Source organism: Burkholderia puraquae (assembly GCF_002099195.1).
GTDB lineage: Bacteria > Pseudomonadota > Gammaproteobacteria > Burkholderiales > Burkholderiaceae > Burkholderia > Burkholderia puraquae.
The window spans coordinates 281,862-294,344 of record NZ_NBYX01000005.1; the positions used below are offsets into that span (position 1 = coordinate 281,862).

Consider the following 12,483-nt stretch of genomic DNA (forward strand, 5'->3'; position numbering starts at 1 on the left):
ACAGGGGTGGCGTGCACGGGCGCATCGCGGTGCGCCGGTCGAGACGAAAGACCTATTATAAAATCCGCTTCTCGATTTCATCTTTCCGGCGTTTCCCTTCGTGACTCCCCGACTTTTCGCCCTGATTCCCTGTGCCGGCACGGGCAGCCGTTCCGGTTCGGCCGTGCCGAAGCAATACCGCACGCTGGCCGGCCGCGCGCTGCTGCACTACACGCTCGCCGCGTTCGACGCGTGCAGCGAATTCGCGCAGACGCTCGTCGTCCTCGCGCCCGACGATTCCCATTTCGACGCACGCCGCTTCGCGGGCCTGCGCTTCGCGGTGCGCCGCTGCGGCGGCGGCTCGCGCCAGGCGTCGGTGCTGAACGGTCTGCTCGAGCTGGCCGAGTTCGGCGCGACCGACCACGACTGGGTGCTCGTGCACGACGCCGCGCGCCCGGGCATCACGCCGGCGCTGATCCGCACGCTGGTCGCGACGCTGAAGGACGATCCGGTCGGCGGCATCGTCGCGCTGCCGGTGGCCGATACGCTCAAGCGCGTGCCGGCCGGCGGCGACGCGATCGCGCGCACCGAGTCGCGCGACGCGCTGTGGCAGGCGCAGACGCCGCAGATGTTCCGCATCGGCATGTTGCGCGAGGCGATCCTGCGCGCGCAGCGCGAAGGGCACGACCTGACCGACGAAGCGAGCGCGATCGAATGGGCCGGCCATACGCCGCGCGTCGTGCAGGGCAGCCTGCGCAATTTCAAGGTCACGTACCCGGAAGATTTCGCGCTCGCGGAAGCGATCCTCGCGCGCCCCGCGAACGCTTCCTGACTTTCACCCCCTCTCAATCGGAACACGCATGGATTTCAGAATCGGACAAGGCTACGACGTGCACCAGCTCGTCGAGGGGCGCCCCCTCATCATCGGCGGCGTGACGATTCCGTACGAGCGCGGCCTGCTCGGCCACTCGGACGCGGACGTGCTGCTGCACGCGATCACCGACGCGCTGTTCGGCGCGGCGGCGCTCGGCGATATCGGCCGCCATTTCTCCGACACGGACGCGGCGTTCAAGGGCGCGGACAGCCGCGTGCTGCTGCGCGCGTGCGCCGAGCGCGTGAAGGCGGCCGGTTTCACGATCCAGAATATCGACAGCACGGTGATCGCCCAGGCGCCGAAGCTGGCACCGCATATCGACGGGATGCGCGCGAACATCGCGGCCGATCTCGGGCTGCCGCTCGATCGCGTGAACGTGAAGGCGAAGACCAACGAGAAGCTCGGCTATCTTGGCCGCGGCGAGGGGATCGAGGCCCAGGCCGCCGCGCTGCTGGTGAAGCAGGGCGGCTGACGCCCGGTGGCAGCGGTGCGCGGTTCGCCCGGCGCGCCGCGTCGCAGCAATGAAAAATGCCACGCGGATGCGTGGCATTTTCGTCTGGAGCGACCACCGGGCCGGCGCGGCGGCCGGCCGAGCGGCGTACCGCTTATTCGCCTTCTGCTGCGATCACTTGCGCCGCGGCGTTGATCACCGACGCGATGCGGCCGACGTCGCGCAACTGCGTGACGGTCATCCCTTGCTCGTTCTTCAGCAGCGCGTAGTGCGACTTCACGCAGAAGTGGCACTTGCCGACGATCGACGCGGCGAGCGCGTACATCTCGAACTTCCGCTTGTCGACACCGCCGTGCGTCGCATACGCGCCCATCCGCAGCTCGGCGCGTTGCGTCTTCAGGTCGGCGTCGTCGGCCATCTCGACATACGGATACCAGGTGTTGTTCATCCCCATCAGCGCGGCCGCCGTCAGCACGGCGTTCGTCTCTTCGGGCGACAGGACGCCGGCTTCGCGGATCGTCTTGATGAGCACCGTGCTCTTCGCCGCGATCGCTGCCGCCAGCGCGACGCCGACCGCGTCGGTGCCTTCGAGCGACGAGCGCGAGATCGTGCCGTCGAGGTTCAGGCGAATGTCCTTCGCGTAGTCGGGAATACGTGCCTTAATCGAGTCGATGAATTCCATTGATATCTCCTATGGGTTGGCCGTTAAAAAAGCCCGCAGGCAGGACGTGCGCCGCGGGCTTCGTGCATCGATGCGCTTACAGCGTTGCGCCGCCGACTGCACGGTTGCACGGGCACAGTTCGTCCGTTTGCAGGCCGTCCAGAATCCGCAGGACTTCTTCCGGGCTGCGGCCGACGTTCAGGTTGTTCACCGAAACGTGCTGGATCGTGTTGTCCGGATCGACGATGAACGTTGCACGCAGGGCCACGCCGGCTTCCTTGTCGCGCACGCCGAGCTGGTCGATCAGCTCGCCCTTGACGTCGCCGAACGAGTAGTGGTTCAGCTTGTTCAGGTCCTTGTGCTCACGGCGCCATGCGAGCTTGACGAATTCGTTGTCCGAGCTGCCGCCCAGCAGGACGGCATCGCGCTCTTCGAACTGCTTCGTGAGCTTCGCGAACTCGACGATTTCCGTCGGGCACACGAACGTGAAATCCTTCGGATAGAAGTAGATGATCTTCCACTTGCCCGGGAACGACGCTTCGGTGACGGTCTCGAACGCCGACTGGCCGTTTTCCTCGTGATTGTTGAAGCCCGGCTTCGCGGCTACGACGGTGAAAGCTTCGAGTTTATCGCCCACGGTTTTCATGCGGATACTCCTGTATGAGTTGGGAAGAAGACTGAGTCAAGCTACCTCGGTGCTGCAACGATGATGTGACAGCATGGGCAAAACTATAACACTATTAGTAAAGCGCTTCAATAGATTTTGACTAACGATCTTCATAGTTTTTTTCAACCGGATCGATAGTGTGGCGCGCGGAAGGCGTGCGTGAGCGCGTCACGCAGTCGCACGCGCCTTGCCGGCACCGGGGAATTCGAGCGTGACTTCGAGGCCCGCGTCGGGGTTACGGTTGCGCAGGCGCAGCGCGCCGCGATAGCGGCCGACGAGGCGCAGCACGATCGCCATCCCGAGGCCCGTGCCGTCCGCCTTGGTGCGGGCGGTGTCGACGCGGTAGAACGGCCGCATCACGAGCGGCAGCTGATCCTCGGGGATGCCGGGGCCTTCGTCGCTCACCGACAGCTCGACGCGCGCGTGCGATACGCGCGTCTCGAGCGTGATGCGCGACACGCCGTCCTGCTTGCTCTGGCCGTACTTGCGTGCGTTCTCGACGAGGTTGCCGATCACGCGGCGCATGTCGGTCTCGTCGGCTTCGATCACCGCGCTCGGCGCGAGCCGCGTGCGGATCTCGACACCGTCCTCGCCCGACACGCGTGCGGCGACCTCCTGCGCGATCGACGACAGGTCGACGGGCTCCGGCTTGCGTTGCGACGGGCGCGCGTAGTCGATGAAGGCCGCGATGATGCGGTCCATCTGCTCGATGTCGTCGACCATTGCATCCTTGGTCGCCTGGTCGGACGGGCTCATCTCGGTTTCGAGCCGCAGCCGCGCGAGCGGCGTGCGCAGGTCGTGCGAGATGCCTGCAAGCATCAGCGCGCGGTCGGCCTCGAGCTGTTCGAGGTCGCGCACCATCTGGTTGAAGCTGCGGTTGGTGTCGGCCGCAACGCCCATCCCGCGCTCGGGCAGCAGTTCGGGCGTCTGGCCCGAGCCGATCTGGCGCGCGGCAAGCGCGAGCCGCGAGAACGGCCGGTTCACGAGGCTCGTGATGAACGCGGAGCCGAACAACGACAACGCGAGCGCGAACAGGCCCCAGCCGGCCCATTGCAGGCCCGTGACGTTGTCGAGCTGGTCGCGGTCGAGCGCGACCCAGTAATCGTCGTCGTCGATCTTGAAGCTGATCCACACACCGGGAATGTCGTTGACCGACTGCGCGATCACGGTATCGTCGCCGAGGCGGCTGCGGATGTCGTGTTCGATCAGGCGGTTTAGCGATTCGTCGGGCTGCAGCTTGAACTTGTCGGTCTTTTCGCGCGGGTACACGCGCACGCCCTCGTTGCTCTCGAGATCCTGCAGCAGCGCGCGCCGCAGATCGGGATCGGAATAGAGCAGGGCGGTGCGCGTGAGCTTCACGACCGCGACGAGCTGCAGCGCGACGCGCTGCGCACGCGGCTCGCGCTCGATCACGCGAAAGCTCTGGAACCACGCGGCGAGACTGACCGAGATCAGCAGCGCGATCAGCAGGAAGGTGCGCCAGAACAGCCCGCCGAACGCGAGCTGCAGGAGGCGCCGGTCGATACGCATGGGACGGGCCGTGGGCAGGCGAAACCGGAAGGGAAAAAGATCAGGCGGCGCCGTCCGGGATGAACACGTAGCCGAGGCCCCAGACGGTCTGGATGAAGCGCGGGCTGCCCGGATCCGGTTCGATCAGCTTGCGCAGGCGCGAAATCTGCACGTCGAGGCTGCGGTCGAACACTTCGTATTCACGGCCGCGCGCGAGTTCCATCAGCTTCTCGCGCGACAGCGGCTGGCGCGGATGGCGCGCGAACACCTTCAGCACCGAGAATTCGCCGGTGGTGAGCGGAATTTCCTGGCCGGACTTGGTCAGGGTGCGCGTCGCGAGGTTCAGCGAGAACTCGCCGAACTCGAACACCTCGGTGGTTTCCGACGGCGCGCCCGGCAGTTCGGCCGGCGCCTGGCGGCGCAGCACCGCATGAATGCGCGCGACGAGTTCGCGCGGGTTGAACGGCTTCGGCAGGTAATCGTCGGCGCCCATCTCGAGGCCGACGATGCGATCCACATCCTCGCCCTTCGCGGTGAGCATGATGATCGGCGTGCGGTCGTTGCTGCCGCGCAGGCGGCGGCAGATCGACAGGCCGTCTTCGCCCGGGAGCATCAGGTCGAGCACGAGCAGGTCGAACCGCTCGCGTACCCACAGCTTGTTCATTGCTGTCGCGTTTTCCGCGACGTAGACATTGAAACCCTGCTCGCCGAGATAGCGGCGCAGCAGATCGCGCAGGCGCGGGTCGTCGTCGACGACGAGAATCTTGGAGGGGTTTTTCGTTTCCATGATCGGCATCTTATCGCGAATGGGAATTGACGCACGGCCGCGTATTTTCGTGCGTTACAGTCGGTTACAAAATTTACCCGTAGTGTCGCGCGGAGTAAAGGCAGGCTATAGAGATTCCTTTACTCGAAGCCGAAATTCGGTAGATACTCCCCTGCACTCCATCTTTCATCTTTGCACACCCGAATTCCGCAGGGTTTTTCAAGTACCAGAGGTAACCGGTTGCCGCGTGACGAAGGGAACAAATCGACCAAAGAAGCGAGGACGGTCATGCGATCTGCCCGGATTGCACTGATGCTGACGATCGCGCTTGCCGGTCCGTATGCGTCTAACTTCGCGTATGCGCAACGCCCCGAGCAGGGCGCATCGTCGCGCAAGCTGCCGCGCAGCAAGGCGCCGCCCGATCGTGCCGCCGAGATGCCGGCTCGTTCCGCCGTGCCCCCCGATCTCGAGCAGCACCGCCGCGACGGGCACATGACGCCCGAGGAACGGCACCTGCTGCGCCAGCATATCGAAGACGCCGTTCGCGAGTTGTACAAGCGCTGACCCGCCGTCGTTCGCCCTGCGCGGAACCTGCCGCGCGGAAAAGATTCGTAGCAATTTTTCCGTCAACTTTCGCCTGCCGAATGCCGTTGTACCGGCATCCGCACCGCCGGTGCGTTCCGGGAGTCCATGACGATGAAAGCGAACGCTGCCGCACCGGCGCCGTCGCCCGCCATGCAGTCGCCGCTCGACGCCGACGATGCATTGTTTTTCCTGAGCCGTACCGGTTTTTCTCCCGCGCCCGCCGATGTCGCGCGCATCGTCGGCATGACGCGCGCGCAGGTCGTGGCCGACACGCTCGGCAGCGTTCGCCGCGACCCCGTCACGACGTGGCCCGACTGGATCGCCGAGCTGCCGCCGACGCGCGCGCAGCGCCAGGCGCTGACCCCCGACATGCGGCGCGACGAGCAGCGCGAGCGCAACGTTCGGTACGATGTGTTGCGCGCGGCGTGGGTCAACGAGATGATCGTCACGCCGTCGCCGCTGACCGAGCGCATGACGTTGTTCTGGCACGGGCACTTCACGTCGGGGCAGGACAAGGTGCCTTACCCGCAGACGATGGCCGCGCAGAACGCGCTGTTTCGCCGCGAGGCGCTCGGCAACTTCGGCGCGCTGCTGCACGCGGTCGCGAAGGATCCGGCGATGCTGCAGTACCTCGACGGCGCGAGCAATCGCAAGGGGCGCCCGAACGAGAATTTCGCGCGCGAGGTGATGGAGTTGTTCACGCTCGGCGAAGGGCATTACACGCAATACGACGTGACCGAAGCCGCGCGCGCGATGACGGGCTGGACGGTCGATCCCGATACGCTGCGCTTCGCGGTGCGGCCGGAATGGCACGATGCGGGCGACAAGACGATCCTCGGCGAAACCGGGCCGTTCGATGGCGACGGCTTTCTCGACATCCTGCTGAAACGGCCCGGCACCGCGCGCTTCATCGCCGGCAAGCTGTGGCGCGAGTTCGTGTCGGATGCGCCCGATCCGGGCGCGCTCGATGCGGTGGCCGAACGGTTTCGTTCGAGCGGCTACGAGATCCGCGCGGCGCTCGCCGCACTGTGGTCGACCGACGCCTTCTGGGATCCGCGCAACCGCGGCGTGCTCGTCAAGTCACCGGCGGAATTCGTCGTCGGCTCGGTGCGGCTGTTCGACGTTTCATACGGCGACCCGCAGATGCTCGCGAACACCGTGCGCACGCTCGGGCAGAACCTGTTCTACCCGCCGAACGTGAAGGGCTGGCCGGGCGGCGCGCTGTGGATCAACAGCACCACGCTGCTCGCGCGCAAACAGTTCGTCGAGCAACTGTTCCGCGCGACGGAAACGGCCGGCATGCACCCGCCGGCGCACGCGACGGTGCCGCCGCCGAACGTCCGCGCACACGCGATGCCGGTGGTCGATACGGCGTCCGCCGCCGGCATGCGCGGTGCGCCCGCCAAGCCCGCGCGCGCCGGCCTGCGTTTCGACCTCGAACGCTGGCTTGCGCAATATCATGCGCGGCCGCAGGCAATCGCGGGTTTGTCGACCGAGCTTCAGTTGCAGCATGCGGTGCTGCAGCTTTCGCCGGTCGCGGCGATCGACACGGATTCGACCGGCAGTGCGTATCTCGAGGCGCTGCTGATGGATCCGGCCTATCAACTGAAATGATTCGAACGACGATGAAGCGGGGAGCCGTTGCGGCGAAGGTGCCGGGCGGCGAACCAAAGGATGCACGATGAACCGACGTGATTTTCTGACGCTGACGGGCGCGGCGGCCGCGGCCGGCGTGTCGATGTGGCAGGCGCCTGCGATGGCGGCTTCCGTGGCGCAGGCGGGGCGCCAACCGGCGGCCGGGTATGCGAACGTGCTGATCCTCGTCGAGTTGAAGGGCGGCAACGACGGCCTCAACACGGTGGTGCCGTATGCGGACCCGCTGTACTACCAGTTCCGGCGCAGCATCGGCATCAAGCGCGAGCAGGTGCTGCAACTCGACGCACACACGGGGCTGCATCCGTCGCTTGCGCCGCTGATGCCGCTGTGGCGCGACGGGCAGGTCGCGGTCGTGCAGGGCGTCGGCTATCCGCAGCCGAACCTGTCGCATTTTCGCTCGATCGAGATCTGGGATACCGCGTCGCGCTCGGATCAATACCTGCACGAAGGCTGGCTCACGCGCACGTTCGCGCAAGCGCCCGTGCCGCCCGGTTTCGCGGCGGACGGCGTCGTGCTCGGCAGCGCCGAGATGGGGCCGCTCGCGAACGGTGCGCGTGCGATCGCGCTCGTCAATCCCGCGCAGTTCATCCGGGCGGCCCGGCTCGCCGAGCCGTCGTCGCTGCGCGAACAGAACCCCGCGCTCGCACACATCATCGACGTCGAGAACGACATCGTGAAGGCAGCCGATCGGCTGCGCCCGCGCGGCGGGATGCGTGAATTCCGGACGGCCTTTCCGGCCGGCGCGTTCGGCACGTCGGTCAAGACCGCGATGCAGGTGCTGGCCGCGTGCGAAGCGTCCGGGCCCGGCGCGCAGGATGGTGTCGCGGTGCTGCGCCTGACGCTCAACGGCTTCGATACGCACCAGAACCAGCCGGGGCAGCAGGCTGCGCTGCTCAAGCAGTTCGCGGAAGGGATGAGCGCGATGCGCGGCGCGTTGATCGAACTTGGGCGCTGGAATCAGACGCTCGTGATGACGTATGCGGAATTCGGGCGGCGCGTGCGCGAGAACCAGAGCAACGGCACCGATCACGGCACGGCCGCGCCGCATTTCGTGATGGGCGGCCGCGTGGCCGGAGGGCTGTACGGTGCGCCGCCGGCGCTCGGGCGGCTCGACGGCAACGGCAACCTGCCGGTCGCGGTCGATTTCCGCCAGCTCTACGCGACCGTGCTCGGGCCGTGGTGGGGGCTCGACGCGACGCGCGTGCTGCAGCAGCGCTTCGACACGCTGCCGCTGCTGAAGGCGTGATGCGTGTGGGGGTTAGCGGCGGCGCGATGCGCGCCACGCGATCCACAGCTTGCGGATCGGCGTCAGCGCGATGCGCTGATGCAGCACCTGGTAGCCGTCGCGCTCGATTTCGTCGAGCAGCGAGGCGGCCAGTGCGATCTGTGCGCGCAGCGTGCGCTGGTTGCGGCGCTCGGATGCGGGGATTGCCGCTTCGGCGGCCACGAGCGCTTCGCGTGCGCGGGCTGTCTGGAATTGCAGCAATTCGGTGAAGGCCGGGCTGTAGCGGCGGTTCAGCAGATCGGCCGCGGTCACGTTGTAGCGCTGCAGTTCGTCGATCGGCAGGTAGATGCGGCCGTGGCGCGCGTCGTTGCCGAGTTCCTGCACGAATTGCGCGAGCAGCAGCGCGCGGCCGGCGTCCGCGGCCCATGGTTGCGGGTCGGCAGGGTTTGCAGCGCTGGCGCGCGCGACCAGCGACGCGAAGGTGCCGCCGACTTGCGCGATATAGCGCTGCAGGTTCGCGAAATCGAGGTAGCGCGCCTGTTCGAGATCCATCCCGTAACCGTTGACGAGCGTGCGCAACGCCTCGGTCTCGGCGGCGATCGCCGGATGATGTTTTGCGAGCGCCTTCGTGACCGGGTGCGACGGCTGCCCGTTGGCCAGCGCGGCGAGTTCCTTGTGCCACCACGCGAGCTTCGTGTGCCCGACGGTCGGGTCGCTGGTTTCCTTGACGGTTTCCTCGAGTTCGCGCCGCAGCGCGAACAGGGCGGTCAGGCGCGGTTGCGTGGCGGGCGGTGCCTGACGCAGCGCGTAGTAGACGCTGGAGCCCGCAGGGGCGGCCTTTTGCTGACAGTAGTCGTCGAAGTTCACGGGCGGAATCGTGTGGGGCGGGTTCGGGGGACGCGTGGCGGCGCGGTGCCGAAACGTCGAGCGCGGCATTCTAGCACCGCAGCACGACGGGTGACGGCGGGGGGCGAGACAAGGCCGCCGGGATCGGGTAGAATCTCGCGCTCGCCTGATCGGGCGTGCCGGTTCCAGGCCGGCGCAATGTCCGGGGCGCGTGGAAACGCATCTTGCGTGCCGCGTGGTCAGGCGACAAAAAATCCGCGTGAGTGGCGAAATTGGTAGACGCACCAGGTTTAGGTCCTGACGCCCGCAAGGGTGTGCCGGTTCGAGTCCGGCCTCACGCACCAACTCTCGTTCCGGTTTGTTCCCGAGAACTCTTGAAACCCGCGATAGCTAAAGGCTTCGCGGGTTTTTCCATTCTGCGATGTTCCCGTCATTACCGGTTGAAGCTGGGGGCAAGTTGGGGCAAGTTGGGGCAACATTGGGGATAACATAGAAGTGCGTCCCGTCCCAGTCATGGAGTTGCCCCCATGCCGCTGACCGATACCGCTATCAAGAATGCCAAGCCTGCCGCGAAGCCTACGCGCTTGTTCGACGGTGGCGGCTTGTACCTGGAAATTTCTCCCGCTGGTGGGAAGTGGTGGCGATTGAAGTACCGGTTCGGCGGCAAGGAAAAGCGGATTTCTCTTGGGGTCTATCCCGATGTCTCGCTAAAAATGGCGCGCAAGCGATGCGCCGAGGCCCGCGAACGTCTTGCGGTAGGGACCGATCCGGGAGAGGTGAAGAAGGCGGACAAGCGCGCCGCCAAGCTGGCAGCGTCGAATTCATTCGAGGCTGTCGCGCTCGCTTGGATGGAGGAGCGCCGCGCTTCGGTCGAACCCGCGCAGTACGAAAAGACGCTGGCGCGCTTCAGGAATGATGTGTTCCCGTGGGTCGGCAAGCGGCCAATCGCCGAGATCGACGCGCCGGAGGTGCTTACGCTGCTCAAGCGCATTGATTCGCGAGGCGCGCGCTATACGGCTCATCGGGTGCGTGCGGAACTCAGTCAGGCGTTCCGATATGGCATCAAGGAAGGTTACTGTAAGGCCGATCCGGCACGTGACCTGCTTGGAGCAATTCCATCGACACGCACGATTCACTTCGCCTCTATCACCGAGCCGATCAAGGTGGGCGAAATGCTACGCGCGTTCGACGGCTTCACCGGTACTTTTCCCGTTCTCTGCGGGCTCAAACTGGCCCCTCTGCTGTTCGTACGCCCCGGTGAGTTGCGGAAGGCTGAATGGTCGCAACTCGATCTTGACAAGGCCGAGTGGCGTTATCTCGTTACGAAGACGAAGACCGATCATCTCGTGCCGCTTGCGACTCAGGCGGTCGCGATTCTCCGTGAGTTGCACTCGCTGACCGGAGGCGGTCGCTACTTGTTTCCTGGCGCGCGCGATCGGAATCGCCCGATGAGCGATGCCGCTATCAATGCCGCACTGCGTCGGCTGGGCTACGACACACGTACAGAAATAACCGGACACGGATTCCGCGCGATGGCCAGAACGATCCTCCACGAGGAACTTGAGCAGAAGCCCGAAGTAATCGAGCATCAACTCGCGCACGCGGTTCCTGATGTGCTCGGCGGCGCATATAACCGGACGCGGTTCATCAAAGAACGCCGGGCGATGATGCAGAAGTGGGCCGACTACCTCGACCGGCTCAAGAAAGGCCCGGTGACTGCTGTTTCTTAGGGATGCGTAATCGCGCAATTCGCGGTTGCGTCGATTACCGATAGCCGTGGTGCCGAATGCTGCCGTTGGCGTCCAGGGACTAAATTCCGTTGTAGACCTGTCGCTGCCCTTCGTATCTGTTGCATCGACCGGTTGAATCCGCCAGTGTGGCAGGACATTCATCGGTGTGCGCCAAGCTCACGATTACTCTTCCATCGCGTTCACCGATCCACCCCGTGCGTAAGGAGCGGCAATTACTGGTATCGGACGCCTTTCCGACATACGATCGACGGTGCGTGGTCAACTAGGCCGTGCACACGATCAATGACTGCTACGCACGGCAATGAGCTCACATTGATCCGCTTGGGTTTCCCGGACCAGATCTAGAGCGAGTTTTGCGGCGTTTCGGGTTCAGTCGGACCCGATGAAGGCACCAACTGACGGGCGAATTCGGCTGGTGCCAACTCGTTGAGAGCCGAGTGAGGACGACTCTCGTTGTAATCCCGGCGCCACGCCTCGACGATCGCCTTGGCCTCGCCCAGCGTTTCGAACCAATCGAGGTTCAAGCACTCGTCGCGGAATGATCCGTTAAACGTCTCGATGTGGCAATTGTCCGTTGGCTTCCCGGGCCTGCTGAAGTCGATTTTGGCCCGATAGTGGTACGCCCACATGTCGAGCAGGCGCCCCGAAAATTCGCTGCCGTTGTCGACGAACAGATGCCGCGGAGCCCCGCGCCGAGCGGCGATTCGATTCAGCGCAGACACCACATGTTCGCCTTTCAGCCGTTGTCCGACTTCGATCGCCAATGCTTCCTTCGTGAAGACATCCACGATCGTCAAGGTGCGAAATTTCGAACCATCAGCGAGCTGGTCGGCCACAAAATCCATACTCCACGCATCGTTTGGTTTGATCGGAACGATCTTCGCCACCCGCGTCACCACCATCTTTCGTCGCTTCGGCAACTTCGAGCGCAACTGCAACTGCTCTTCGCAATACAGCCGGTACGCCTGGTTCCGGCCCAACTGCCAGCCTTCCCGACGCAACAGCACATAGACACGTCGATAGCCGTAGCGCACCCGCGTATGGGCAATCCCGCGCATCCGCGACCGAAGCTCCGGGCGGGGATCTTTGATGCCTCGGTAGTACTGAACGCTGCGCGGTTGCTTCACGAGCCGACAGGCCCGCCTCATCGTCAATCCGTAGTGGCTCACCACGTAATCCACCACGTCTCGCCTCAGCGCGGGCCGGGCCACTTTTTTGATGCAACGTCCTGCAAAATGGCCTTGTCTAGGCTCAGTTCGGCAACCAGCTTCTTGAACCGCGCGTTCTCCTCTTGCAGTTGCTTGAGCTCGCGCACCTGATCTGACTGCATGCCGGCATATTGCTTCTTCCACCGATAGAACGTCTGTTCCGAAATACCGACCTGCCGGATCACATCGGCCACTGGCATGCCCAGTTCAGCTTGCTTGAGCACCGCTACAATCTGTTCGATCGAAAAGCGTTTCCGATTCATGACAAACCACCTCCTGGTTCAGGGTCAAGTTTGCCGCAAAAC

Annotated in this window: 12 protein-coding genes and 1 tRNA gene; 7 read left to right on the top strand and 6 right to left on the bottom strand. The window is 64.8% G+C overall.

The window, feature by feature from the left end:
* The first annotated feature begins 100 nt into the window (after positions 1-100).
* Positions 101-811 (top strand): 2-C-methyl-D-erythritol 4-phosphate cytidylyltransferase, encoded by a 711-nt coding sequence (gene ispD / locus B7G54_RS12745; RefSeq protein ID WP_085039412.1) that lies wholly within the window; start codon positions 101-103, stop codon positions 809-811.
* Positions 812-839: 28 nt separating this feature from the next.
* Positions 840-1,325: a 2-C-methyl-D-erythritol 2,4-cyclodiphosphate synthase gene (gene ispF, locus B7G54_RS12750; protein ID WP_085039413.1), complete on the top strand. Its 486-nt coding sequence runs from the start codon at positions 840-842 to the stop codon at positions 1,323-1,325.
* 133 nt (positions 1,326-1,458) lie between these two features.
* On the opposite strand, the gene B7G54_RS12755 is transcribed toward ispF, so the two are convergent.
* From B7G54_RS12755 to ompR, 4 genes are all read right to left on the bottom strand, one after another.
* On the bottom strand, positions 1,459-1,986 hold the full coding sequence (locus B7G54_RS12755) for a carboxymuconolactone decarboxylase family protein (protein ID WP_011352388.1): 528 nt from the start codon (positions 1,984-1,986) through the stop codon (positions 1,459-1,461).
* A 76-nt stretch (positions 1,987-2,062) separates the two neighbouring features.
* Positions 2,063-2,611 (bottom strand): peroxiredoxin, encoded by a 549-nt coding sequence (locus B7G54_RS12760; protein ID WP_031399305.1) that lies wholly within the window; start codon positions 2,609-2,611, stop codon positions 2,063-2,065.
* 189 nt (positions 2,612-2,800) lie between these two features.
* On the bottom strand, positions 2,801-4,162 hold the full coding sequence (locus B7G54_RS12765; RefSeq protein ID WP_085039414.1) for an ATP-binding protein: 1,362 nt from the start codon (positions 4,160-4,162) through the stop codon (positions 2,801-2,803).
* A 40-nt stretch (positions 4,163-4,202) separates the two neighbouring features.
* Entirely contained in the window at positions 4,203-4,937 is a 735-nt protein-coding gene (ompR, locus tag B7G54_RS12770; RefSeq protein WP_006478565.1) for an osmolarity response regulator transcription factor OmpR, read from the bottom strand.
* 258 nt (positions 4,938-5,195) lie between these two features.
* On the opposite strand from ompR, the gene B7G54_RS12780 reads away from it, so the two are divergent.
* From B7G54_RS12780 to B7G54_RS12790, 3 genes are all read left to right on the top strand, one after another.
* A complete protein-coding gene (locus B7G54_RS12780) occupies positions 5,196-5,471 on the top strand; it encodes a hypothetical protein (protein ID WP_085039415.1) in 276 nt (91 codons plus the stop codon).
* 132 nt (positions 5,472-5,603) lie between these two features.
* On the top strand, positions 5,604-7,106 hold the full coding sequence (locus B7G54_RS12785; RefSeq protein WP_085039548.1) for a DUF1800 domain-containing protein: 1,503 nt from the start codon (positions 5,604-5,606) through the stop codon (positions 7,104-7,106).
* A gap of 67 nt (positions 7,107-7,173) precedes the next feature.
* The gene (locus B7G54_RS12790) at positions 7,174-8,394 is read left to right on the top strand and encodes a DUF1501 domain-containing protein (RefSeq protein ID WP_085039416.1); all 1,221 of its coding nucleotides are present in this window, start codon (positions 7,174-7,176) and stop codon (positions 8,392-8,394) included.
* Between the two features lie 12 nt (positions 8,395-8,406).
* Here B7G54_RS12790 and hpnD read toward each other — a convergent pair whose 3' ends face one another.
* Positions 8,407-9,240, bottom strand: a complete 834-nt coding sequence (gene hpnD / locus B7G54_RS12795) for a presqualene diphosphate synthase HpnD (protein WP_085039549.1) — start codon at positions 9,238-9,240, stop codon at positions 8,407-8,409.
* Between the two features lie 236 nt (positions 9,241-9,476).
* On the opposite strand from hpnD, the gene B7G54_RS12800 reads away from it, so the two are divergent.
* Positions 9,477-9,563 (top strand) — tRNA-Leu (locus B7G54_RS12800).
* Positions 9,564-9,746: 183 nt separating this feature from the next.
* Positions 9,747-10,949: a tyrosine-type recombinase/integrase gene (locus B7G54_RS12805; RefSeq protein WP_085039417.1), complete on the top strand. Its 1,203-nt coding sequence runs from the start codon at positions 9,747-9,749 to the stop codon at positions 10,947-10,949.
* Positions 10,950-11,311: 362 nt separating this feature from the next.
* Here the strand turns inward: B7G54_RS12805 and B7G54_RS12810 are convergent.
* A protein-coding gene (locus tag B7G54_RS12810; protein WP_425266479.1) for an IS3 family transposase occupies positions 11,312-12,441 on the bottom strand; the annotation gives its coding sequence in 2 pieces (ribosomal slippage) (positions 11,312-12,180 and positions 12,180-12,441; 1,131 coding nt in all).
* Positions 12,442-12,483 lie beyond the last annotated feature (42 nt).

Excerpts from the sequence above, each read along its gene's own strand:
- B7G54_RS12780 (WP_085039415.1), top strand. The coding sequence starts at position 5,196 with ATGCGATCTGCCCGGATTGCACTGATGCTGACGATCGCGCTTGCCGGT.
- B7G54_RS12790 (WP_085039416.1), top strand. The coding sequence starts at position 7,174 with ATGAACCGACGTGATTTTCTGACGCTGACGGGCGCGGCGGCCGCGGCC.
- B7G54_RS12785 (WP_085039548.1), top strand. The coding sequence starts at position 5,604 with ATGAAAGCGAACGCTGCCGCACCGGCGCCGTCGCCCGCCATGCAGTCG.
- B7G54_RS12755 (WP_011352388.1), bottom strand. The coding sequence starts at position 1,986 with ATGGAATTCATCGACTCGATTAAGGCACGTATTCCCGACTACGCGAAG.
- ompR (WP_006478565.1), bottom strand. The coding sequence starts at position 4,937 with ATGCCGATCATGGAAACGAAAAACCCCTCCAAGATTCTCGTCGTCGAC.
- B7G54_RS12765 (WP_085039414.1), bottom strand. The coding sequence starts at position 4,162 with ATGCGTATCGACCGGCGCCTCCTGCAGCTCGCGTTCGGCGGGCTGTTC.
- B7G54_RS12805 (WP_085039417.1), top strand. The coding sequence starts at position 9,747 with ATGCCGCTGACCGATACCGCTATCAAGAATGCCAAGCCTGCCGCGAAG.
- B7G54_RS12760 (WP_031399305.1), bottom strand. The coding sequence starts at position 2,611 with ATGAAAACCGTGGGCGATAAACTCGAAGCTTTCACCGTCGTAGCCGCG.
- ispF (WP_085039413.1), top strand. The coding sequence starts at position 840 with ATGGATTTCAGAATCGGACAAGGCTACGACGTGCACCAGCTCGTCGAG.